At 69.7% G+C, this 23,419-nt stretch carries 24 protein-coding genes; 20 read left to right on the forward strand and 4 right to left on the reverse strand.

The genetic code is table 11. The features are described 5' to 3' along the window. Nucleotides 1–35: 35 nt before the first annotated feature. The 19 genes from thrC (at nt 36) to FDF13_RS09450 (ending at nt 18,998) form a co-directional block, all read left to right on the forward strand. On the forward strand, nt 36–1,124 hold the full coding sequence (gene thrC / locus FDF13_RS09360; protein ID WP_137319407.1) for a threonine synthase: 1,089 nt from the start codon (nt 36–38) through the stop codon (nt 1,122–1,124). Next, complete coding sequence (gene thrB / locus FDF13_RS09365) at nt 1,124–2,104, forward strand: homoserine kinase (protein ID WP_137319408.1); 981 nt, start codon at nt 1,124–1,126, stop codon at nt 2,102–2,104. The genes thrC and thrB overlap by 1 nt, the downstream gene beginning before the upstream one ends. Nucleotides 2,105–2,466: 362 nt before the next feature. Further along, nucleotides 2,467–4,572 (forward strand): transcription termination factor Rho, encoded by a 2,106-nt coding sequence (rho, locus tag FDF13_RS09370; RefSeq protein WP_137319409.1) that lies wholly within the window; start codon nt 2,467–2,469, stop codon nt 4,570–4,572. A 3-nt stretch (nt 4,573–4,575) separates the two neighbouring features. Next, entirely contained in the window at nt 4,576–5,670 is a 1,095-nt protein-coding gene (prfA, locus tag FDF13_RS09375; protein WP_137319410.1) for a peptide chain release factor 1, read from the forward strand. A 58-nt stretch (nt 5,671–5,728) separates the two neighbouring features. Beyond that, the gene (gene prmC / locus FDF13_RS09380; RefSeq protein ID WP_137319411.1) at nt 5,729–6,568 is read left to right on the forward strand and encodes a peptide chain release factor N(5)-glutamine methyltransferase; all 840 of its coding nucleotides are present in this window, start codon (nt 5,729–5,731) and stop codon (nt 6,566–6,568) included. Beyond that, a complete protein-coding gene (locus FDF13_RS09385) occupies nt 6,568–7,218 on the forward strand; it encodes an L-threonylcarbamoyladenylate synthase (RefSeq protein WP_137319412.1) in 651 nt (216 codons plus the stop codon). The genes prmC and FDF13_RS09385 overlap by 1 nt, the downstream gene beginning before the upstream one ends. Beyond that, a complete protein-coding gene (locus FDF13_RS09390) occupies nt 7,219–8,325 on the forward strand; it encodes an MraY family glycosyltransferase (protein WP_137319413.1) in 1,107 nt (368 codons plus the stop codon). It begins immediately after the preceding gene. Beyond that, nucleotides 8,322–8,735 carry a hypothetical protein gene (locus FDF13_RS09395; RefSeq protein ID WP_137319414.1) on the forward strand — a complete coding sequence of 138 codons (414 nt, stop codon included), beginning with the start codon at nt 8,322–8,324 and terminating at the stop codon, nt 8,733–8,735. The genes FDF13_RS09390 and FDF13_RS09395 overlap by 4 nt, the downstream gene beginning before the upstream one ends. A gap of 271 nt (nt 8,736–9,006) precedes the next feature. Further along, nucleotides 9,007–9,798 carry a F0F1 ATP synthase subunit A gene (gene atpB / locus FDF13_RS09400; protein WP_137319415.1) on the forward strand — a complete coding sequence of 264 codons (792 nt, stop codon included), beginning with the start codon at nt 9,007–9,009 and terminating at the stop codon, nt 9,796–9,798. A gap of 85 nt (nt 9,799–9,883) precedes the next feature. After that, nucleotides 9,884–10,117: an ATP synthase F0 subunit C gene (gene atpE / locus FDF13_RS09405; protein WP_137319416.1), complete on the forward strand. Its 234-nt coding sequence runs from the start codon at nt 9,884–9,886 to the stop codon at nt 10,115–10,117. Nucleotides 10,118–10,138: 21 nt separating this feature from the next. Further along, a complete protein-coding gene (locus FDF13_RS09410) occupies nt 10,139–10,699 on the forward strand; it encodes a F0F1 ATP synthase subunit B (RefSeq protein ID WP_137319417.1) in 561 nt (186 codons plus the stop codon). Further along, on the forward strand, nt 10,699–11,505 hold the full coding sequence (locus tag FDF13_RS09415) for a F0F1 ATP synthase subunit delta (protein WP_137319418.1): 807 nt from the start codon (nt 10,699–10,701) through the stop codon (nt 11,503–11,505). Before FDF13_RS09410 ends, FDF13_RS09415 begins: the two co-directional genes overlap by 1 nt. Before the next feature lie 102 nt (nt 11,506–11,607). Further along, nucleotides 11,608–13,266 (forward strand): F0F1 ATP synthase subunit alpha, encoded by a 1,659-nt coding sequence (gene atpA / locus FDF13_RS09420; RefSeq protein WP_137319419.1) that lies wholly within the window; start codon nt 11,608–11,610, stop codon nt 13,264–13,266. Nucleotides 13,267–13,303: 37 nt separating this feature from the next. After that, complete coding sequence (locus FDF13_RS09425) at nt 13,304–14,251, forward strand: F0F1 ATP synthase subunit gamma (protein ID WP_137319420.1); 948 nt, start codon at nt 13,304–13,306, stop codon at nt 14,249–14,251. Nucleotides 14,252–14,286: 35 nt separating this feature from the next. Further along, entirely contained in the window at nt 14,287–15,741 is a 1,455-nt protein-coding gene (atpD, locus tag FDF13_RS09430) for a F0F1 ATP synthase subunit beta (protein WP_137319421.1), read from the forward strand. A gap of 4 nt (nt 15,742–15,745) precedes the next feature. Next, complete coding sequence (locus tag FDF13_RS09435; protein WP_137319422.1) at nt 15,746–16,003, forward strand: F0F1 ATP synthase subunit epsilon; 258 nt, start codon at nt 15,746–15,748, stop codon at nt 16,001–16,003. Nucleotides 16,004–16,023: 20 nt separating this feature from the next. Continuing rightward, complete coding sequence (locus FDF13_RS09440) at nt 16,024–16,488, forward strand: DUF2550 domain-containing protein (protein ID WP_137319423.1); 465 nt, start codon at nt 16,024–16,026, stop codon at nt 16,486–16,488. Continuing rightward, nucleotides 16,488–17,792, forward strand: coding sequence for a UDP-N-acetylglucosamine 1-carboxyvinyltransferase (murA, locus tag FDF13_RS09445; protein ID WP_137319424.1), 1,305 nt, complete (start codon nt 16,488–16,490; stop codon nt 17,790–17,792). Before FDF13_RS09440 ends, murA begins: the two co-directional genes overlap by 1 nt. 273 nt (nt 17,793–18,065) lie before the next feature. Beyond that, nucleotides 18,066–18,998: a hypothetical protein gene (locus FDF13_RS09450; protein WP_137319425.1), complete on the forward strand. Its 933-nt coding sequence runs from the start codon at nt 18,066–18,068 to the stop codon at nt 18,996–18,998. 77 nt (nt 18,999–19,075) lie between these two features. Here FDF13_RS09450 and FDF13_RS09455 read toward each other — a convergent pair whose 3' ends face one another. The 3 genes from FDF13_RS09455 to nucS are packed head-to-tail and all read right to left on the reverse strand — an operon-like array spanning nt 19,076 to nt 21,271. Then, complete coding sequence (locus tag FDF13_RS09455) at nt 19,076–19,465, reverse strand: GNAT family N-acetyltransferase (RefSeq protein WP_137319426.1); 390 nt, start codon at nt 19,463–19,465, stop codon at nt 19,076–19,078. Then, nucleotides 19,462–20,547, reverse strand: coding sequence for a pirin family protein (locus FDF13_RS09460; RefSeq protein ID WP_137319427.1), 1,086 nt, complete (start codon nt 20,545–20,547; stop codon nt 19,462–19,464). Before FDF13_RS09460 ends, FDF13_RS09455 begins: the two co-directional genes overlap by 4 nt. 28 nt (nt 20,548–20,575) lie before the next feature. Beyond that, entirely contained in the window at nt 20,576–21,271 is a 696-nt protein-coding gene (gene nucS / locus FDF13_RS09465) for an endonuclease NucS (protein ID WP_137319428.1), read from the reverse strand. Nucleotides 21,272–21,300: 29 nt separating this feature from the next. On the opposite strand from nucS, the gene FDF13_RS09470 reads away from it, so the two are divergent. After that, entirely contained in the window at nt 21,301–21,606 is a 306-nt protein-coding gene (locus FDF13_RS09470) for a hypothetical protein (RefSeq protein WP_247425370.1), read from the forward strand. 99 nt (nt 21,607–21,705) lie between these two features. Here FDF13_RS09470 and FDF13_RS09475 read toward each other — a convergent pair whose 3' ends face one another. Further along, nucleotides 21,706–23,352, reverse strand: a complete 1,647-nt coding sequence (locus FDF13_RS09475; RefSeq protein WP_217494843.1) for a cell division protein — start codon at nt 23,350–23,352, stop codon at nt 21,706–21,708. Nucleotides 23,353–23,419: the final 67 nt, after the last annotated feature.

Genomic DNA, 23,419 nt, shown 5'->3' on the forward strand with positions numbered 1-23,419 from the left:
CGCCCCGCCCGCCCGACATGTCCGGAAGGAACCCCATGAACGCACAGCACCGCCACCAGTGGCAGGGAGTCATCGAGGAGTACCGCGGCCTCCTCGACATCGCTGACACCACCGCCGCCGTCACCCTGGGGGAGGGCGGCACGCCGCTCATCCACGCCGCCGGCCTTTCCGAGCGCACCGGTGCCGAGGTGTGGGTCAAGTACGAGGGCATGAACCCGACCGCCTCCTTCAAGGACCGCGGCATGACGATGGCGATCTCGAAGGCCGTGGAGTACGGCGCCAAGGCCGTGATCTGCGCCTCGACCGGGAACACCTCGGCCTCGGCGGCGGCCTACGCGACGAAGGCCGGGCTCACGTGCGCGGTGCTCGTGCCGGCCGGCAAGATCTCGGTGGGCAAGATGAGCCAGGCCGTCGCGCACGGCGCGGAGCTCCTCGAGATCGACGGCAACTTCGACGACTGCCTCACCCTGTGCCGCAAGCTCTCCGAGGCCTACCCGGTGCACCTCGTCAACTCGGTCAACCCCGACCGCATCGAGGGCCAGAAGACCGCGTCGTTCGAGGTCGTCGACCGGCTCGGGCAGGCCCCGGACATCCACGTCCTGCCCGTCGGCAACGCCGGCAACATCACCGCCTACTGGAAGGGCTACCGCGAGTACGCGGAGCTCGGCCTGGCGGACTCCCGCCCGCGGATGTGGGGCTTCCAAGCCGCGGGTGCCGCCCCGCTCGTGCTCGGTCACCCGGTCGACGAGCCGGAGACCGTCGCGACCGCGATCCGGATCGGCAACCCGGCCTCGTGGGAGCAGGCGATCGCCGCCCGCGACGAGTCCGAGGGCCTCATCGACTCCGTCACCGACGACGAGATCCTCGCCGCGCACCGCCTCCTGTCCTCGACCGAGGGGATCTTCGTCGAGCCGGGCTCGGCGGCCTCGATCGCCGGTCTGCTCAAGCGCTCCGACGCCGGAGAGGTGCCGTCCGGAGCGACGATCGTGTGCACGGTCACCGGGCACGGGCTCAAGGACCCGCAGTGGGCGATCCGCACTGCCGACGGCGCGGATCTCGAGCCCACCCGGGTATCGGTCGACGCCGTGTCGGCAGCCCGTGCGCTCGGACTCGAGGAGGGCTGATGCCGGTGGGCACGCCTGCCGACTCCTCCGTGCGCGGTGACCGGATCCCGGCCGGCCTCGAGGTGCTCGTCGAGGTGCCCGCCACCTCGGCGAACCTCGGCGCCGGCTACGACAGCTTCGGCATGGCGCTCGACATCCGCGATGCGGTGCGCGCCCGGATCACGCCCGCACCCATCGACCCCGAGGCCTGTGTCACCGTCTCCGGCGAGGGCGCGGACGTGCTGCCCCGGAGCACCGCGCACCTCATCCACCGGGTCGCCCGCGAGGTGCTCGCCGCGCGCGGGCTCGAGCTCGGCGACCGCCTCGAGCTCGAGGCCCGCAACGTCATCCCGCAGTCGCGCGGCATGGGGTCCTCGGCCTCCGCCGTCGTCGCCGGCATCGCGATCGCCGACGCGATCGGGCAGGCCGCCGGATGCGAGCCGGAGACCGCCGCCGGCCGGCTGGCCTGGGCGACGCACTTCGAGGGTCATCCCGACAATGCCGCGCCGGCGCTGTTCGGGGGAGTGACGATCAGCTTCACCGACATCGGCGGTGCCGCGCAGTCGGTGTCGGTCCCCGTGGCCGACGGCGTGCGCGCGGTGCTCATCGTGCCCGAAACCCGGCTCGACACCGCGATCGCCCGGTCCCTGCTGCCGGAGACGGTCCCGCACACCGATGCGGCGGCGAACTCCGCGATCGCCGGGCTGTTCGCCTATGCGATCTCCCATGACCCGGGGATGCTCCTCGAGGCGACCGTCGACCGCCTCCACCAGAACTACCGCCGGCCGGCGATGCTCGAGTCTCTCGAGCGCGTCGACGCGCTGCGTGCCGCCGGTCTGGCGGCCGTCGTGTCGGGCGCCGGCCCGACCGTCGCGGTGCTCGGCACCGGTGACGACCTCGCCGAGCGCGTGGCCGCCGTGCTGCGCGGCGATCCCGCCCGGATCCTCGCGACCGCGATCGCGCCGGTGGGGGTCCTCACCACGGTCGTCGACGAGTCTTGAGCACACCGCCCGGGGCTCCACGGAGGGCTCCCAGGCCAGCCGCCCAGCCGGCGGGGAGCAGGGTGGGGGAGCCGAGCGGTGCACGGCGGGTCCGATTCGCGCTGACCGGTGTCGAAGTGTAGGCTGGAGCCGTTCCCTCACGAGAAGTCGTGAGCTGTCAGGTCCGTTCGGATCGACTCCGTCGAGCGTGGCTCTGCTCGGATCGTTACCGTATCGAAGCGGATTCGCCGGGAACATTCTTCGTACCGCATCTGAAATCTTCAGGGTACTCCATTGAGAGCGTGCAGTGTCATGCGCGCCGTCCATCGCTGCGGAATCCATGTACGACTTCCCCGCAGCCGAACGAGGGAGAAGGAACCTTCGTGACTGAGACCACGAACAATGACTCTGCCGCCCGCACGGGAAGCCTGACCGCACTGCGGCTCCCGCAGCTCCAGGAGATGGCAGCAGGTCTGGGTATCAAGGGATACCGGCGTCTGCGCAAGAGCGACCTCATCGACGCCATCAACTCCGCCGGCGGACGGCAGAGCGCCGCCCCGGCCCGCCGTTCGCAGGCCGCCGAGGCGCCCGCCGCTCCCGCTGCCGAGGCGCCCGCCGCCCCGACGACCCCCGCCTCCGCGCCCGAGGCCCCCACCGGGAACATGCAGGGTGCCGAGCAGACCGAGGGCGAGCAGCGCTCGCGCCGCTCGCCGCGCCGTCGCGGCGGCGATGCCGCGCAGGCCGGTGAGACCCGTGGGCAGGGTGCCGAGTCCGGCACCCCCGCCGAGGAGCGCGGCGAGCAGCCCGGCCGCGGCCGACGCCGCGGCGGCGACCGCGACGAGAACCGCGACCAGGGCGACTCCCGCGCCGAGCGCGGGGGAGACCAGGGCGGCGACAAGCGCGACCACGGCAGCGACCGCAGCGATGACCGGAACCGTGATCGTGGGAACGACCGGAACAACGACCACGGCGGCGAGCGGAACAGCGATCGCAACGAGCGGGGCGGCGACCGGAACGGCAACCGCGACCGCAATGACCGCAACAACGATCGCAACAACGAGCGCGGCAACGATCGCAACGATCGCGGCAATGACCGGAACAACGACCGGAACGAGCGCGGCGACAACCGTGATCGTAATGACCGGAACAACGACCGCAATGACCGGAACAATGACCGGAACGACCGCAACGACCGCGGCGGCCAGAACCGGGACCGCGGGAACGACCGCCACGACCGCGACTCCGACCGGCGCGGCCGGAACCGGGGGCGCGACCGCAAGCGGCGCGGTGGGCGCAACGACTTCGACGAGCCGGAGCTCCGGCCCGACGACGTGCTCATCCCCGTCGGCGGCATCCTCGATGTCCACGACAACTACGCCTTCCTGCGCACGACGAACTACCTCCCGGGGCCGAACGACGTCTACGTCTCGGCGAACATGGTCAAGCGCAACGGCCTGCGCAAGGGCGACGTCGTCGTCGGCGCGATCCGCCAGTCCCGCGAGGGCGAGCAGCGCTCCGGCAAGCGCGAGAAGTTCGATGCGCTCGTGCGCCTCGACTCCGTCAACGGCCTGAGCGTCGAGGACGCCAAGCGGCGCGTCGAGTTCTCCAAGCTCACCCCGCTCTACCCGCAGGAGCGCCTGCGGATGGAGACCACCTCGAAGCAGATCTCCGGACGCATCATCGACCTCGTCGCCCCGATCGGCAAGGGTCAGCGCGGCCTCATCGTCGCGCCGCCCAAGGCCGGCAAGACGATGATCATGCAGCAGATCGCGAACGCGATCGCCGCGAACAACCCCGCGGTGCACCTCATGGTCGTGCTCGTCGACGAGCGCCCCGAAGAGGTCACCGACATGGAGCGCGCGGTCAAGGGCGAGGTCATCGCCTCGACCTTCGACCGCCCGGCGGACGACCACACGACGATCGCCGAGCTCGCCATCGAGCGCGCCAAGCGCCTCGTCGAGATGGGCCAGGACGTCGTCGTGCTCCTCGACAACATCACCCGCCTGGGGCGCGCCTACAACCTCGCCCAGCCGGCGTCCGGACGCATCCTGTCCGGCGGTGTGGACGCCAATGCGCTCTACCCGCCGAAGAAGTTCTTCGGTGCCGCGCGCAACATCGAGGGCGGCGGCTCGCTCACCATCCTCGCCACCGCGCTCGTCGAGACCGGGTCGAAGATGGACGAGGTGATCTTCGAGGAGTTCAAGGGCACCGGCAACATGGAGCTGCGCCTCAGCCGCCACCTCGCGGACAAGCGCATCTACCCGGCCGTGGACGTCAACTCCTCGGGCACCCGTCGTGAGGAGAACCTCATGAGCCCAGAGGAGCGGAAGATTATGTGGAAGCTGCGTCGCGTGCTGTCCGGTCTCGAGCAGCAGCAGTCGCTCGAGCTGCTCCTGTCGAAGCTCAAGGAGACCGGCTCGAACGCGGAGTTCCTCATGCAGGTGCAGAAGACGACTCCGCTGCCGAAGTCCGCCGCCGACGAGCACTGATCGATGAGCGCAGGGCATGCCGGCGCGGACATCGAATCGCTCACCCAGACGGTGCGCTCGCTCCTCGACGAGCACGCGCGCGTCGAGCAGGACCTCGCCGACCCGGAGGTGCACCAGCACCCCGGGTCGGCGAGGCGCCTGACCCGGCGCTACGCCGAGCTCGACCAGGTGGCCGAGTGCTGGCGCGAGCTCACCGCCGTCGACGCCGATCTCGGCGCCGCGGCCGAGCTCTCCGCGGAGGACGCGTCCTTCGCCGCTGAGGTCGAGGAGCTCACCGAGCGTCGCAGCGCGCTGCTCGCCCGCCTGCGCGAGCTGCTCGTGCCGCGCGACCCCGACGACGCCCGCGACGCCCTCATCGAGATCCGGGCGGGGGAGGGCGGCGAGGAATCCGCGCTGTTCGCCTCCGACCTCCTGCGCATGTACCAGCGGTGGGCGGACTCCCGCGGCTGGACGACGGAGATCCTCGACCGGACCGCCTCCGACCTCGGTGGCAGCAAGGACGTCACCCTCGCTGTGAAGTCGAAGGACGGGGGAGTGTACGGCTGGCTGCGGTTCGAGGGCGGCGTGCACCGCGTGCAGCGCGTACCGGTGACCGAATCGCAGGGCCGGATCCACACCTCGGCCGCCGGCGTGCTCGTGTTCCCCGAGGTCGACGAGCCCGAGGAGGTCCAGATCGCGGACTCCGACCTCCGGATCGACGTCTACCGCTCCTCCGGGCCGGGCGGACAGTCCGTCAACACCACCGACTCGGCCGTCCGGATCACCCACCTGCCCACCGGCATCGTGGCGAGCTGCCAGAACGAGAAGTCGCAGCTCCAGAACCGCGAGGCCGCGATGCGCATCCTGCGCGCCCGGATCCTCGCCCGCCAGGCGGAGGAAGCGGCCGCCGCCGCCAACGACCTGCGCCGCACCCAGGTGCGCACGGTCGACCGCTCCGAGCGGATCCGCACGTACAACTTCCCGGAGAACCGGATCGCCGACCACCGCACGGGGTACAAGGCCCACAACCTCGACCAGGTGCTGTCCGGCCAGCTCGACCCGGTCATCGAGTCCTCCCGGGCCGCCGAGCGCGCCCGCCGACTCGACGCGATCGGCTGAGCCCCGATGCCCGCTCCCACCCCCGACGCCGTGCTCGCCGTCACGGCCGACCGGCTGCGTGAGGCCGCAGTGCCCTCATGCGGCGGCCGACGCGCGGCTGCTCCTCGCCCACGCCTGGGACTGCACCCCGGGTGAGCTCGGGCTGCGCTCCCTGCGCGGCACCGCCGTCCCGGAGCCCGTGCGCGCCCGCCTCGCCGACCTGCTCGAGCGCCGCTGCGCCCGCGAGCCGCTCCAGCACATCACCGGCTCCGCCGCCTTCCGCTACCTCGAGCTCGCTGTCGGCCCGGGGGTCTTCATCCCGCGCCCCGAGACCGAGCTCCTCGTCGATCAGGTGATCGCCGCCGCCCGCGGCATCGAGCGGCCGCGCATCCTCGATCTGTGCACCGGCTCCGGCGCGATCGCCCTCGCCGTCGCGACCGAGGTGCCCGGCAGCACCGTCGTCGCGGTGGAGAAGGAAGAAGCCGCGCTCGCCGCCGCGCATCGCAATGTCGATGTCGACACCCACCGGCACGCCGTGGCAGCCGCCGGCAGCACGGTCACGCTGCTCGCCGCCGACATCCGCGAACTCCCGGAGATCGGCGCCTTCGACGTCCTCGTCTCCAACCCGCCCTACATCCCCGCCGGACGCACGCCGGACGCCCCCGAGGTCGGGGAGCACGACCCGGCGAGCGCGCTGTTCGGCGGGGGCGCCGACGGCATGGAGCTGCCGGCAGCAGTGGTGCGCGCCGGCGTCCGGGTGCTCCGACCCGGCGGCACGATCGTCGTCGAGCACGACGACACCCAGGGTGCGGCGCTGCGCACCCTGCTCACGGCGAGCGGCTTCACCGGTGCGCGCACCCACCGCGATTACACTGACAGGGACCGCTTCACGACCGCCGCACTACCGGAAGAGAGCTGATGTCACGCACCTTCGACGTCCGCAACGACGATGTCCGTGATCTCGTGTTCGAGGAGTGCGCCCGCGTCGTGCGCGCCCAGGGGCTCATCGTGCTCCCCACCGACACGGTGTACGGCATCGCCGCCGACGCCTTCTCCCCGGAGGGGGTGGCGAAGCTCCTCGCCGCCAAGGGCCGCGGCCGGGACATGCCGCCGCCGGTCCTCGTTGGCCGGCGCGAGGCGCTCATGGGGCTCGCCGAGGTCGCCGACGAACGCATCCTCACGTTGACGAAGCGCTTCTGGCCGGGTCCGCTCACGATCATCTGCACCGCCCAGCCGTTCCTCGACTGGGACCTCGGCGACACCCACGGCACGGTCGCGATCCGGATGCCCGACGAGGACCGGACGCGCGAGCTCCTCGTCCTCACCGGGCCGCTCGCGGTGTCGAGCGCGAACACCACGGGATCCCCGGCCGCCTCGACCGCGGACCAGGCCGAATCGATGCTCGGCGATGCCGTCGACGTCTACCTCGACGGCGGCCCGGTGCTCGGCGGGAGGTCCTCGACGATCGTCGACATGACCGCGCGACCCCCGCGCCTCGTCCGCTCCGGACCGATCACCCACGGGCAGCTTCTCGAGGTCGTGCCGGACCTCGTGGATGTGGACGGCTGAGTGCGCGCCTACCTGTTCATCCTGGTGATCGCCGCGATCACCACCTACCTCGTGACCCCGATGGTCCGGCGCATCGCGGAGCGGGGGCTGATCTTCTCGCCCCTGCGCGAACGCGACGTCCACTCGGTGCCGACGCCGCGCCTCGGCGGGGTCGCGATCTTCGCCGGGGTCATGGTCGGGCTGCTCTTCGCCTCGCGCACCCCGTTCCTCGAGGAGCTCTTCGAACAGCCCGCGCCGATCATCGGGATCGCCGGGGCCGCGGCGATGCTGTGCCTGCTCGGCGTCATCGACGACATCTGGGACCTCCACTGGATCACCAAGCTCGCCGGGCAGACGCTCGCCGCGGGCTTCATGGCACTCAACGGGGTCGCGATGCTCTCGATCCCGTTCAACGAGGTCATCATCGGCTCGCCGCGGATGTCGATCATCGTCACCGTGCTCGTCGTGCTCGTGACGATCAACGCGGTGAACTTCGTCGACGGCCTCGACGGGCTCGCCGCCGGCGTCGTGACGATCGGGGGAGTGGCGTTCTTCGTCTACTCCTACGGGCTCGCCGTGGACACCAGCCCGGACAGCTACGCCAACCTCGCCTCGCTCATCATCTCCGTGCTCGTCGGCGCCTGCCTGGGCTTCCTGCCCCACAACTTCAACCCGGCCCGGATCTTCATGGGCGACTCCGGCTCGATGCTCATCGGCCTGCTGCTCGCCGCCTCGACGATCCGCGTCACCGGCCAGGTCGACCCGGCGCTGCTCGGCCGCGAGCGCGTGCTCCCGACCTTCCTCCCGATCATCCTCCCGGTCGCGGTGATGTTCCTGCCGCTGCTCGACCTCATGCTCGCCGTGGTGCGCCGCATGCTCGCCGGCCAGTCGCCGTTCTCCGCCGACGCCAAGCACCTCCACCACCGCATGCTCCGGCTCGGGCACTCCCACGCCCGCGCGGTGCTCCTGCTCTACCTGTGGACGGCGATCTTCGCCTTCGGCACGGTGTCCTTCCTCATGCTCCCGCCCGGCACCGTGATCTCCGTGCTCCTCGTCGCGATCGCCGTGACCCTCATCCTGACGTTCTACCCGCTGCGCGCCCGTCTGCGGGCCAAGGAGGAAATATGACTGCCCACGACACCGTCCGGACGATCATGCGCGGCATCATCGTGCGCGGTCTGCTCATCACCGCCGTCATCGCCGTCATCGCCACCGGCGTCGGGTACCTCGTCGCCGGGATGCCGGGGGTGTGGGGGGCGCTCATCGGTGCGGCCACCGCCTTCGTGTTCTTCGCCATCACCGCCCTCCTCATGCTCCTCACCGCGGACTCCTCCCCGGTGGTCATGGCCGGGGCCGTGCTCGGCGGGTTCCTCCTCAAGGTCGCCGGCCTCATCGCGCTCACCGCGAGCCTGCGCAACCTCGACTTCTACGATCCCTGGGTGCTCTTCGTCACACTCGCCGTCGGTGCCTTCGCCTCCCTCATCGTCGACGTCGTCACGGTGCAGCGCGCCCGGCTCCCGATCATCGACCCGAAGTAGGCGCCCGGAGGGCCGGGGGCACCCCGCCCGGAGCGGCGATCCGGTTTGGTCTGGCCCTCTACGGTTGGTAGAGTGACTGTGGAATCGCCGTGGAGTGCCTGAACGCACACCGTGCAGATTTCGCAGGCGTCAGCCTCACCTCTCACCCCTTCCGGGATCGAGGTGCGCGCGCCGGTCAGTGTTCGTCCATGGTGGTCAATCGGGAGCCCGGTTCGCCCCGCCGAGTCGTCAGGAGTCAGCCCTGTTCACTCCAGCTGCCTTGTCACCGACAATGCTTCTCGCAGCGAGCGAGGGAGGCGGTTTCCACGCCCCCGGACTCGAGGAGTTCTATCCACCGGCAGTTCTGTTCGCGGGCACTCCGTTCGAGCTCAACCGGATCATGATCATCCGGATCATCGTGAGCCTGCTGCTCGTGCTGCTCTTCGTGTGGCTACTGCGCAACCCCAAGCTCGTCCCGGGCCGCGGCCAGTCGATCGCGGAGATGGTCCTCGACTTCATCCGCAAGGGCATCGCCTACGACATGCTCGGCAAGAAGGACGGCGACCGCTTCTTCCCGCTCATCGCGGTGATCTTCCTGTCGGTCTTCGCCCTCAACATCACCGGCATCATCCCGTTCCTCAACATCTCGTCGAACGCGAACATCGGCATGCCGCTCGTCATGGCGCTCGTCGCCTACGTCGTCATGATCGGCGCCGGCATCAAGGCCCAGGGCGGCGGCCAGTACATCAAGAGCCAGCTCTTCCCGGCCGGCGTGCCCAAGGCGATGTACATCCTCGTCACCCCGATCGAGGCGGTCTCGACCTTCGTCGCCCGCCCGCTCAGCCTCACCCTCCGACTCACGTTCAACATGCTCGTCGGACACCTCCTCCTGGTGCTGTGCTTCGCGGCCACCCAGTACTTCATCGTCGAGCTCGGCGGGGCCTGGGCGGCCTTCGGCGCACTCACCTTCATCGGCGGCTTCGCGTTCACGCTGTTCGAGATCCTGGTCGCGATCCTGCAGGCCTACATCTTCGCGCTGCTCACCGCCGCCTACATCCAGCTCAGCGTGTCCCAGGACCACTGAGCCGGCCCATTGAACCTGTCAACCAACGGCTAGGAACGAGTCCGACCCACCAGTCGGATTTCAGTAATCGGAAGGAAGAACCCACGTGGACACCACCATTCTCGCCGAAGTCTCCGGCAGCATCTCGACCGTCGGATACGGCCTGTCGGCCATCGGCCCGGGTATCGGCATCGGCATTCTCGTCGGCAAGACCGTCGAGGGCATGGCCCGCCAGCCGGAGGTCTCCGGTCAGCTGCGCACCACCATGTTCCTCGGCATCGCGTTCGTCGAGCTCCTGGCGTTCCTCGGCGTCGCCGCACACTTCATCTTCGCCGTCTGATAACGGAAGCAGAGCGATCACATGACCCCGATTTCAGTGCTTGCAGCAGGAGAGACTGCCAACCCCCTGCTGCCGGCGACCTATGACATCATCTGGTCAGCGGTCTGCTTCGCCATCATCTTCTTCGCCTTCTGGAAGCTCGTGCTGCCGAAGTTCAGGGACATCCTGGACGAGCGCGCACAGGCCATCGAAGGCGGCATCGAGAAGGCTGAGCGGGTGCAGGCGGAGGCCGACGAGGCCCTCGCCGAGTACCAGAAGCAGCTCGCCGACGGTCGCGCCGAGGCCGCACGGCTCCGGGCCGAGGCCCAGGAAGAGGGCGCGCAGATCCTGGCAGAGATGAAGCAGAACGCCAACGACGAGGCCGAGCGCATCATCGCGCAGGCCAAGGCGCAGATCGAGGCCGAGCGGCAGGCCGCGATGGTCTCGCTGCGCGGTGAGGTCGGCGGCATCGCCACCGATCTGGCCTCGCGGATCGTGGGCGAGAGCCTGCGCGACGACCAGCGCGCCGCGAACGTCGTCGACCGCTTCATCGCCGACCTCGAAGCGCAGACCCCTGCGGCTCAGCCGGTGAAGGAGTACTGATGCTCCAGTCGAGCAGAAGCTCACTCGCCCTCACGCTGCAGGACCTGGACACCGCCCTCGGGCAGGGTTCCGGTGCCGCGCTGGCCGACGGCCTGCTCGGCATGGTCTCGGTGCTGGCGGACAACACCCAGCTGCGCCGGGCGATGGCGGACTCGGCGATCGAAGCCGAGCGCAAGCGCGGTGTGCTCACGAGCCTGTTCGCCGATTCGGTGGACGAGCGCGCGCTCGACATCGCCCTCGCCGCGGCCGCCCGTCACTGGGCACGGGCGCAGGACTACGTCACCGCGCTCGAGGTCGCCGGCGTCACGGCGGTCGCGGCCGAGGCCCAGACCGCCGGCCGGCTCGGGCAGGTCGAGGAGGAGCTGTTCCGCTTCAGCCGCCTGCTGGAATCCGATCACGAGCTCGGCTGGGCCTTCGAGTCCGCCGCGCCCGCGGAGTCCAAGCGTGCGCTCGTCGCGGACCTGCTCGGCTCGAAAGCCTCGACCGACACCGTCCGTCTCGCCTCCCAGGCAGCAGCGCACCCGCGCGGCCTGCGGGTCTCGGAGACGCTGGACACCTACTCCGAGGTGCTCGCGGCGCGCCAGCAGCGCTCCGTCGCCGAGGTGACGGTCGCCCAGCCGTTGAGCCCCGAACAGCAGGACCGTCTGACCGCAGCGCTCTCCGCCTCCTATGGCAGGGAGCTGGTCCTCAACGTGCACGTCGATCCCGAAGTCGTCGGCGGAGTGCGCGTGCAGGTCGGCGATGAGGTGATGAACTCGACGATCTCGGATCGTCTGGCAGACGCCCGTCGCCGGCTCGCCGGCTGACACACCACCGCCCGCGCACCTCGGGCACACATACACGGTATGGAGCGGTCCACCCGACCACCTCGGGGACGCTCTTCGAAAACAAGGAAGCAGGGAAACCAGATGGCGGAACTGACAATTCGTCCGGAGGAGATCCGGGACGCCCTGGGGAAGTTCGTCGAATCGTACAACCCGCAGGGTGGAGACAAGACCGAGGTCGGCAAGGTCATCACCGCCGGTGACGGCATTGCCAGCGTCTCGGGCCTGCCCGGCGTGATGGCGAACGAGCTCCTCCGGTTCGAGGACGGCACCCTCGGCCTCGCCCAGAACCTCGATGAGCGCGAGATCGGTGCCGTCATCCTCGGTGACTTCGAAGGCATCGCCGAAGAGCAGAACGTCTACCGCACCGGCGAGGTCCTGTCGATCCCGGTCGGCGACGGCTACCTCGGACGCGTCGTCGACCCGCTCGGCAACCCGATCGACGGACTCGGCGAGATCGCCTCCACCGGCCGCCGCGAGCTCGAGCTCCAGGCCGCCGGCGTGATGGACCGCAAGGAGGTCAAGGAGCCGCTGCAGACCGGCCTCAAGGCCATCGACGCGATGATCCCGATCGGCCGCGGACAGCGCCAGCTCATCATCGGCGACCGCAAGACCGGCAAGACCGCGATCGCGCTCGACACGATCATCAACCAGAAGGCCAACTGGGAGTCCGGCGACCCGAAGAAGCAGGTCCGCTGCATCTACGTCGCCTGCGGCCAGAAGGGCTCGACCATCGCCTCGGTGCGCCGCAGCCTCGAGGAGTCGGGTGCGCTCGAGTACACCACGATCGTCGCCTCCCCGGCCTCCGACCCCGCCGGCTTCAAGTACCTCGCCCCCTACGCGGGCTCCGCCATCGGCCAGCACTGGATGTACGAGGGCAAGCACGTCCTCATCGTGTTCGACGACCTGTCGAAGCAGGCCGAGGCCTACCGTGCGATCTCCCTCCTGCTGCGCCGTCCGCCGGGTCGTGAGGCCTACCCGGGCGACGTGTTCTACCTCCACTCCCGCCTGCTCGAGCGCTGCGCCAAGCTGTCGGACGCGATGGGCGGCGGTTCGATGACCGGCCTGCCGATCATCGAGACCAAGGCGAACGACGTCGGAGCCTTCATCCCGACGAACGTCATCTCGATCACCGACGGCCAGATCTTCCTCCAGTCGGATCTGTTCAACTCGAACCAGCGCCCCGCGGTCGACGTCGGCATCTCGGTGTCGCGCGTCGGCGGCTCCGCCCAGACGAAGCCGCTGCGCGGTGTGTCGGGCACGCTGAAGATCTCGCTCGCGCAGTACCGCTCGCTCGAGGCCTTCGCGATGTTCGCCTCGGACCTCGATCCTGCGACCAAGCAGCAGCTGGCCCGCGGCGCCCGCCTCACCGAGCTGCTCAAGCAGAACCAGTTCTCCCCAATGTCGGCGGAGAAGCAGACCGTGTCGATCTGGGCCGGCTCCGAGGGTCACCTCGACGACATCCCGGTCGAGGACGTGCTGCGGTTCGAAGCGGAGTTTCACGAGCACCTCGAGCGGAAGACGAATCTGCTCGACACGATCCGTGATCTCACCGCCAAGCTCTCCGATGAGATCATCAGCGAGCTCGATCAGGCGATCACCGACTTCAAGGCCGGCTTCCAGCCGTCCTCGGATGCGGGCATCCACGCCGGCTCGGAGGAGTTCGACTCCGCCCAGGCCGACGAGGTGCAGCAGGAGAAGATCGTCAAGCAGTCGCGCGGGTCCTCGGCCAAGAAGGCCTGACCGACCCCATGACGCTCGCTAGCGAAAGGAACATCTGATGGGAGCCCAGCAGAGGGTCTTCAAGGCGAAGATCAACTCCACGAAGTCCTTGCGGAAGATCTTCAAGGCCATGGAGCTCATCGCTGCGTCCCGGATCCAGAAGGCGATCGGACGCGTGCAGGCCGCGAGCCCGTACGCGAATGCGCTCACCCGTGCGGTGTCCGCCGTCGCCACGCAGTCGAACGTCGATCACACCCTCACCACCGAGCCCGAGAACGCGCAGCGGGCCGCGGTGGTCGTGATCGGCCCCGACCGCGGATTCGCCGGCGCCTACTCGGCGAACGTCATCCGTGAGGCCGAGGAGCTCGTCCGCATGCTCGGCGAGGACGGCAAGCAGGTGTCGCTGTACACCGTCGGCCGCAAGGCGGAGACCTACTACACCTTCCGGGAGCGCGAGCTCGCCCGGGCGTGGACCGGGTTCTCCGAGGCGCCGGAGGCCGCTCACGCCCGTGAGATCGGCGAGCAGCTCGTCGAGGCGTTCCACACTCCCGTCGAGGACGGCGGGGTCGACGAGATCTACCTCGTCTACACCCGCTTCATCTCGAGCATCGCCCGTGAGCCGGAGTACCGTCGGCTCATCCCGCTCGAGGTCGTCGAGGCGGAGGACGACTCGAGCGTGCCCGAGGTGCGCACCGAGCCGACCGCGCCGAGCTTCGAGCAGGATCAGGTGTTCCCGCTCTACGAGTTCGAGCCGAGTGCGGAGGAAGTGCTCGATTCGCTGCTCCCGCGCTACATCGACTCGCGGATCCTCGCCGCCCTGCTCAACGCCTCGGCGGCGGAGCAGGCGGCTCGCCAGCAGGCGATGAACACTGCGGTGGACAACGCCGACGAACTCATCAAGACCTACACCCGGTTGGCCAACACGGCCCGCCAGGCCGAGATCACTCAGGAACTCACTGAGATCGTCGGCGGTGCCGACGCCCTCGCCGCCTCCGGCGGCGAGTGACCGGTCACCTACGAGAGCAGAGAAGAAAGAAGACCATGACTGCCACAGTTACGGAAACCCCCCAGGCACAGGGGACCGTTGGCCGGATCTCCCGCGTCATCGGCCCCGTCGTGGACGTCGAGTTCCCGCTCGACTCCGTGCCGGCCATCTACAACGCGCTGACCACCGAGGTCACGCTGTCCGAGGGGACCCGCAAGGTCACCCTCGAGGTCGAGCTGCAGCTCGGCAACGGCATCGTCCGCGCGATCTCCCTGCAGCCGACCGACGGCCTCGTCCGCGGCCAGGAGGTCGTCGACTCCGGTTCCCCGATCACCGTGCCCGTGGGCGACGTGACCAAGGGCAAGGTCTTCAACGTCACCGGTGACGTCCTCAACGGCTCGATGATCGACGAGCCCTACGAGATCACCGAACGCTGGCCGATCCACCGCAGCGCGCCGAACTTCGACCAGCTCGAGTCGAAGACCCAGATGTTCGAGACCGGCATCAAGGTCATCGACCTCCTCACCCCCTACGTGCTCGGCGGCAAGATCGGCCTGTTCGGCGGCGCGGGCGTGGGCAAGACCGTGCTCATCCAGGAGATGATCACGCGTGTGGCCCAGGACCACGGCGGTGTGTCGGTGTTCGCCGGAGTCGGCGAGCGCACCCGTGAGGGCAACGACCTGATCTTCGAGATGGACGAGTCGGGCGTGCTCGACAAGACCGCGCTCGTCTTCGGCCAGATGGACGAGCCGCCGGGCACCCGCCTGCGCGTCGCGCTCACCGGTCTGACCATGGCGGAGTACTTCCGCGATGTGCAGAACCAGGACGTGCTCCTCTTCATCGACAACATCTTCCGCTTCACCCAGGCCGGCTCCGAGGTCTCCACTCTGCTGGGCCGCATGCCCTCGGCCGTGGGCTACCAGCCGACCCTGGCCGACGAGATGGGTGTCCTGCAGGAGCGCATCACCTCGACCCGCGGCAACTCGATCACCTCGATGCAGGCGATCTACGTCCCGGCCGACGACTACACCGACCCGGCCCCGGCGACGACCTTCGCGCACCTCGATGCGACGACTGAGCTCAGCCGTGACATCGCCTCGCGCGGCCTCTACCCGGCCGTGGACCCGCTCGCCTCGTCCTCGCGCATCCTCGACCCGCTCTACGTGGGTCAGGAGCACTACGACGTGGCGACCGAGGTCAAGCAGATCCTGCAGAAGAACAAGGAGCTGCAGGACATCATCGCGATCCTCGGCGTCGACGAGCTCTCGGAGGAGGACAAGCTCACCGTGCACCGCGCGCGCCGGATCGAGCAGTTCCTCTCCCAGAACACCTACACCGCGCTCCAGTTCACCGGTGTCGAGGGCTCGACCGTGTCGATCAAGGACACCATCGAGGGCTTCCGCGGCATCTGCAACGGCGACTTCGATCACATCCCGGAGCAGGCGTTCTTCAACGTCGGCGCGATCGACGACGTGCTGCGCAACTACGACGAGCTCCAGAAGAAGGGCTGATCCGATGAGTCTCCAGGTCACCGTGGTCGCCGCCGAGCACGCTGTGTGGTCCGGCGAGGCCCGCCGGGTCGTGGCCAAGACCACCGAGGGCGAGATCGGCATCCTGCCCGGCCACGAGCCGGTGCTCGGCATCGTGGCCGGCGGGCAGGTGCGCATCGTGACCGCGGACGGCGAGCACCTCACGGCTCAGGCCGATGGCGGGTTCCTGTCCGTGGAGAACGATCGCGTGACCGTGGTCGCCGACCAGGCCGAACTCGTCTGAGCTTCGCTACACTGGCAGACGTGAACCCCTCCTCCCTACTGATTGTTCTGCTCTCATTGGTAGGGCTGGCGATCCTCGTCGTCGCACTGTTCTCGATGCGACGCCGCTCGATCACCCGTCTGTCGGGCGCATTCGACTGCTCCACCCGCGTGGGCGACGGTACCCGTCGCCCACGTTGGCGTCTCGGGGTCGGGGTGTTCACCGTCACCGCTCTCGCGTGGTACCCCGTGTTCAGCCTCGGCCGGCGCCCCGCCTTCCTGCTGCCGCGCTCGGATCTCGAGATCACCGCGCGGAATGCGCCTGATCCGGACGAGCAGTACGCGGTGCTGCCCGATGCTCAGATCATCACGTGCCGCTACGGCACCCATGACGGGGATCCCCGGGACGTGCTCCTCGCCCTCGACTCCGAGGCGCTCTCGGCCTTCTCCTCCTGGCTCGAGTCGGCTCCTCCCGGCTCCAATCTCACGATGGGACGATTCACCTGATGCAGGTCCTGACCGTCCACGGCCCCGCTGTGCTGTCCGGCTCCGTCGAGGTCCGCGGGGCGAAGAACAGCGTGCTCAAGCTCATGGCGGCGACCCTGCTCGCCCCGGGCCGTTCCGTGATCACCAATGTGCCGCGCATCCTCGACGTGTCGATCATGTGCGAGCTGCTCGGACGCCTCGGCTGCGGGATCGACTACGACCCGGAGGCCGGGACGGTCGCGATCGACGTGCCTGAGGAGGCCGGGATCCAGGCGGACTACGAGCTCGTCCGCGCGATGCGCGCCTCGATCTCCGTTCTCGGCCCGCTCACCGGTCGGATGCACGCCGCCCACGTGGCGCTGCCCGGCGGCGACGCGATCGGCTCGCGCGGGCTCGACCTCCACAAAGTTGGCCTCGAGCTCCTCGGGGCGACCGTCCACCTCGACCACGGATATTTCATCGCCGAGGCGCCCGACGGCCTGCGCGGGGCGGACATCCACCTCGCGTTCCCCTCGGTCGGGGCGACGGAGAACCTCGTCATGGCCGCGACGCTCGCCGAGGGCCGGACCGTCATCGAGAACGCGGCGCGCGAACCGGAGATCGTCGACATCTGTCGGATGCTCGTGGCGATGGGCGCACGGATCTCCGGGATCGGCACCTCGACCCTGACCGTCGACGGCGTCGCCCGCCTGCAGCCGGTGGAGCACCGCTGCGTGGGGGATCGGATCGTCGCCGGGACCTGGGCGTTCGCCGCCGCGATCACCGGGGGCGACCTCACCGTCGAGGGCGCGTCCCTCGACCTGCTGCCGATCGTCGTCGACAAGCTCCGCGACGCCGGGGCGGAGGTCGCGGACTGCGACACCGACAACCCCGGCGGCGCGTTCCGGGTGCGTGGGACCGAGCGGCCGCGCAGCATCCGTGTCTCGACCCTGCCGTTCCCCGGCTTCCCCACGGATCTCCAGCCCTTCGTCATCGCGCTCAACGCGGTGGCCGACGGTGTGGGGCTGCTGACCGAGAACCTCTTCGAGGCGCGCTGGCGGTTCGTCAACGAGCTCGCCCGGCTCGGCGCGGAGGTGTCGATCGACGGCAACCACGCGCTCATCACCGGGGTGCCGCAGCTCTCCGGGGCGGAGGTCGAGGCCTCGGATATCCGGGCCGGGGCGGGTCTGGTGCTCGCGGGGCTCGCCGCGACCGGGCAGACGCAGATCTCCGGTGTCGATCACATCGATCGTGGCTACGAGTACTTCGTGGAGAAGCTCCAGGCGCTCGGTGCGCAGGTCGAGCGGGTGGAGAAGCCCGATCTCCTCGACTTCGACCGCCCCTGAGACCTCAATTTCCGAAGGTTCCTGAGAGTCTTTCCGCGATTCTTCGCAAGGTCAGCGCGCCGCCGGCTGTGTCCCGTGACGGGTCCGGGTGCTGGTCGCAGCGCAGCGACCGGTGGAGTTCCCCGGTGGCGAAGGTGCCCCCGATGTCATCGCCCGCGTCGCGAGGTCACAGCCGCGGCGTCCTGGTGTCACAGGCGGGAGCCGGAGCCCGCAGCAGTCCACAGGCCGGGGCGCGCACTGGTGCCGGGGCGACGCTCTGTCTAGCGTGCCGGCATGGCTGCACACCGGATCCCCCTGTACTTCAACCCCGACGATCACGACTCCTACGACCTGTCCTCGTACTCCGTCACCGCGCGCGGACATGTCCGTGCACCGCATCACGGCGTGCGCGAGCACCCGGAGTGGCGGAAGACGATCGAGATCCCCGACTGGGCCGATGAGGATTGGAAGACCATCCATCTGCGCCAGCTCGGCCTCCAGCACGTGCGGCCGGACTGTGCCGCGAGCCACACCTCGGCGGCGGTCCTCCACGGCATGGCGGTCCCGCAGCACCTGCTCCGCCACAGCCACGTGACCTCGATGATCGGCGTCGTGCCGATCCGCCGCCGAGGCGTCAAAGGGCATTCGGCGGAGCTGCTCGATGTCGTCGAGGAGTGGGACCTGCGGATCGTCGCACGTGATCAGACGCTGCGGCAGATCGCCGGGATGCTCGGCGTGCGCGACATGACCATCGCCCTCGACTGCCTGCTTGGCACGTGGCACGGAGAGGCGAGCGCCACCCTGGATTCGCTCCGCGCCGTCGCCGAGGCGCCGGTCCGGTACCGCGGCAGGTCGACCTTCCGCGCCGCGCTCGACCGCGCGCGGCCGGGGGTGGATTCGCCGCGCGAGACTTCTCTGCGACTCGTGCTTGTGGACGGCGGGCTCCCGGAGCCGGTCGTCCATCCTCCCGTCCACATCCGAGCGTTCGGTCGGACGATCCATCCGGATGTCGGCTACGTCGAGCAGCGACTCGCCGTCGAGTACGAGGGGGAGCACCACCGGACCGACCCCGTCCAGTGGGCGGTCGACATCGAGCGCGGTCAGGCGTTCGAGTCGGAGGGCTGGCGACGTATCCGGGTGACGAAGGACATGCCCGAGGCCGAGGTCGTCGCGCTCACGGCCGCTGCCCTGGACGCCTCGCCGACGGTCCGGGGATTCGGGGCATGAGGTCGGGGGTCCGTGAGGTCCTGCATCGTGAGATCGCACAGACGCGCGGAATCGCTCTCAGGAACCTTCGGAAATTGTCAGGAGAAGAGGGCGAGGTGGGCGCTGCTGACCGGGTCGACGTGGTCAGCGAACTCGTCGTGCTTGCCCACCCACGATTTGACGTAGGGGCACAGCGGGACGACCCGGTAGCCCTCGGTCACGGAGGCGGCGATCGCGTCCCGGGTGTGGCGCGAGGCGAGCCCCTGGCCGGAGAAGGCCTCGTCGATCACCGTGTGGTAGAGGATCCGCTGCTGCGCCGGGTCCGAGGAACCCCCGCCGGGGGCGTCCCCCTCACCGGATCCGCTCCCGCCGCCGCGGGGCGCCGTGGTGTCGCGGTAGGCCGAGAACCCCGCCGGCGCGCCGTCGACGGTGATGTCGTAGCGGTGCTCGGCAGGGTTGTCGGTGACTTCGATGACAGGATCGCTCATGACTGCCTCCTGGGCTTGATGCGGACGCGGGGGAGCGGGGGCGCCGGGATCGGCTCGGGCTGGTCGGGCGGGAAGGTGCCGAACCGCGGCCCCTCGACGCCGTCGCCCACAGGCTCGGCGATGGTGTCACCGCCCTCGCCGTCGCCCAGCGGCTCAGCGGCACCGGCGCCATCGGCGCTGTCGCTGTCCTCGGCGCGACCGATCTCGGTCTGCCACGCGCGACGGTAGGCGACGATCTCGTCGTGGCTGCGTCCGACGAAGTTCCACCACATGACGATGCTCTCCCCGAACGGCCGCCCGCCGACGACGATCACCCGGGCGGGCGCCTCGGGCCCGGCGGTGAGCCTCAGCGCATCCGGACCCGACGGGAGGTACGCGAGCTCGTCCGGCGCCACCGTCTGCTCGTGATCGCGCACGCCGAGCGTGAGCGCACCGGAGTCGAGCAGCACACCGTGCTCGCAGGAGGCATCGAGGTCGACCTCAACGGTCTGCCCCGCATCGACGAGGATCTCCGCGGCGTGCGCGGGCACACGGGTGTCCACCGGCGAGCTCTGCCCGGCGAAGGAGCCGAGGTAGGTGAGCACCTGGCCGCCGGGCACCTCGGCCCAGGTGGGGACGAAGTGCTGGGACTCCGGCATCCCGTTGCGCAGCGCGTCGGGCAGCGCGTACCAGAGCTGGACGCCGTGGAGCTGCTCGGTGGCATCGGAGGAGAACTCCGAGTGGGAGATGCCGGAGCCGGCGATCATGAGGTTGACCTCGCCGGGCCGCACGATGTTGGAGAAGCCGGTGGAGTCGATGTGCTCGATCTCGCCGTGGAACAGCAGGGTCACGGTGGCGAGCCCGGTGTGCGGGTGGCGGGCGACCTGCATGCCCCCGGTGGCGGCGACATCGTCGGGACCGAAGTGGTCGACGAAGCACCAGGGGCCGATGAGCGAGCGCTTGCGCTGGGGGAGGGTGCGGCGCACGGTCATCGCCCGCAGCCCGCCGAGCGGCACCTCGCGCGCGGTGATGATGTCGATGGCATCGGCGCAGGTGACGTGTGCGCACTCGTACTCAGCCGGGTCGATCTCGGGATTCGTCATCGGGCTCCTTCGGCAGCGGCCGGCGGTCTCAGAAGAGCCGGGTCTCGGGGTCGTCCATCCCGCGCAGCGCATCGTAGTCGAGGACGACGCAGCGGATGCCGCGGTCCTCCGCGAGCGCACGGGCCTGGGGCTTGATCTCCTGCGCGGCGAAGACCCCACTGACGGGGGAGAGGAGGGGATCGCGGTTGAGGAGCTCGAGGTAGCGGGTGAGCTGCTCGACACCGTCGATCCCCCCGCGCCGCTTGATCTCGATCGCAACCGAGGAGCCGAGCGCGTCCTTCGCGAGGATGTCGACGGGCCCGATCGCGGTCATGTACTCCCGGCGGACGGTCTGGTACCCGGTGCCGAGCGATTCGATGTGCTCGGCGAGGAGCTCCTGGAGGTGCGCCTCGACCCCGTCCTTGACGAGACCGGGATCGACGCCGAGGTCGTGCACGGTCTCGGAGATCACCTCGGCGATCGAGATCACCAGACGGTCGTCGGTCTTCGCCTGGGTCACCGTCCAGATCTCGGTGAACCCGGCTGCCCGCTGGTCCTCGTCCGGCTCCGTCACGCTCAGGGTGCACGGCGGGGTCATCCAGTTGAGCGGCTTGTAGGATCCGCCATCGGAATGGACGAGGACGCTGCCGTCGGCCTTGATCATGAGGACCCGGTCAGCCGTCGGCAGATGAGCCGTCAGCCTTCCGGCATAGTCGACACTGCACTTCGCGATCACCACACGCACCCTGCAACCCTACGTGAGAGAATCGGGCCATGCCACGTTCGTCCTCCTCCCGCCGGTCCAACAAGTGGTCCCGCGAGCCGCGCGATCTGAGCTTGTCCCTCAACTCCCTGCGCCGCGTGCACGACGAACCCGACGGACAGTGGGTGGTGCAGCACGTCCGCGGGACCAGCTCGGGGAAGACCTACGTGTGCCCGGGCTGCCGGCAGGACCTCCCGGCATCGATCGCCCACACCGTCGCCTGGCGCTCCGAGGACGAGTTCGCGGTGGCCGCCGGCGTCTCGTTCCGGCGCCACTGGCACACCTCCTGCTTCAACGCCCGCCGCCGGCGCCGCTGAGCACAGCCGCCCCGTACACCCCGGACACGACGATCCCGCCGTTCGACATGAACGGCGGGATCGTCCGCGGTGCGGGGGTCGGGTCGGTGTCCGCCCGTCTCAGCGCAGCCGGTTGAAGTCGCGCGACTTCGGGTCGCGGGCGGGTCGGCCGCCCTGCGGAGCCTTTCCACCCGCCGAGGCGCCGGCCGGCCCCGAGCCGCCGGAACCGCTCGCGGAACCCTTCGACCCGGAGGCGGGCTTCGCGGCGCCATCGGGCTTCGCGGTGCCATCGGCCTTCGTTCCGCCCTCGGACTGCCGCGCGGGGGCAGGCTTCTCACCGTCGTTCTTCCGGTCGCTCGGCTGCTGGCCGCCGGTCTGCGAGGAGCCCGAGGCGCCGGACAAGCCGGCAGGCTTCTCATCGAGCTTGCGCGCCCCGGGCTTCAGCGCCCCGCCGCCGCTGGAGCCGGCAGCGCCCGAGGAGCCGGAGCCGCCGGTCGTGCCGGACTCCTGCTCGCCGGCCGCGGCGTCCTCCGCATCTGCAGGTGCGGTGAGGTCGTCGAGCTCGGAGCCGGAGGCGATCTTCTCGGTGGGGAGCGCGGCGGCGGCCTCCTGATCCGACTTGTCCTCGGTCATGTCGACGCCGTCGAAGAGTCCGGGAGCGGCGAACATCGACCGCAGCTGCTGGAGCTGGGCGGTGATGGTGCGGCGCTGCTTGGTGAGCAGGTCGACCTGCGACTGGGCACTCGACACGTTGCGCTTGGCCTCGGCGGCGGATTCCTCGATCGTCGCCTCGGCGGTGGCACGGGCTTCGGCGATGAGCTCTTGCGAGCGCTTCCGTCCGTCGGCGATGATGCGGTCGGCCTTCTCGACGGCCTCCTTGCGGGTCGTCTCCGCGCGCTCTGCGGCGGCCTTGGCCTCCTCGTAGGCCTTCTTGGCGCGGGCCTGGGCCTCGGAGATGAGCTTCGCGTTCTCCTCCGTGGCCTTGTCGAAGCGCTCCTTCTCCGACTTCTCCGCCTGCTGGCGCTTGTCGGCGAGTTCGACCTCGAGGTCGTTCGCGGCCTTCTTCGCCTTCTCCTGCTCGGCGTGGGCGGCAGCGAGGATGGAGTCCGCCTCGCTCTTCGCCTTCGCGCGGATGTCGGCGGCCTCCTTCTCGGCGTCCGCACGCAGCGCGGCGATCTCGCGCTTGACGGTCTCGCGGCTCTGCTCGGCCTCCGCCTGCGCGGAGTCGGTGTGCTGGGAGGCCTCGCGTGCAGCGGTGGCCTTGAGCTCCTCGGCACGGGAGTCCGCGGCCTTGATCGTCTCCTCGGCACGCAGCTCCGCCGAGGCGGTGATCGCCTCGGCCTCGGAGCGGGCCTTGTTGAGCACGTCGTTGCTCTCGGTGTGCATCCGGGCGCGCTGGCTCGCGGCATCGGCGCGGGCCTTGTTGCGGATCGTCTCCGCGTCCGCGGTCGCCTGCGCGAGGGTCTCGCGGGCCTGGGACTCCGCGATCTTGAGCAGGTGGTCGATCCGGCTGCCGGGAGGGCCGGACGCCTCGGCGCTGTCGTTCGCGGCCTTCTTGAGCTGCTGCTTCGCCTCGGACAGCTCGCCGGCGATCTGCAGCTTGGCGCGATCGGCGGTGATCACCTGGCTCCGTGCATCTGCCAGCGCTTTGCGCAGCGAATCGATCTCGGTCTGCAGCTGCCCGATCCGGGCATCGACTTCATTCTTCTCGTATCCGCGCATTGCAGTGCGGAACTCTTCCGGAGGCGTCACGCTCTCGACTCCCATCCTTGTCTCACCGGTGCTCTTCAGCTTCTCGGTCCACTCTACTGAGGATTCATGGGTATGACCTCCG

The sequence above is a fragment of the Brevibacterium sp. CS2 genome (assembly GCF_005280295.1).
Lineage (GTDB): Bacteria > Actinomycetota > Actinomycetes > Actinomycetales > Brevibacteriaceae > Brevibacterium > Brevibacterium pityocampae.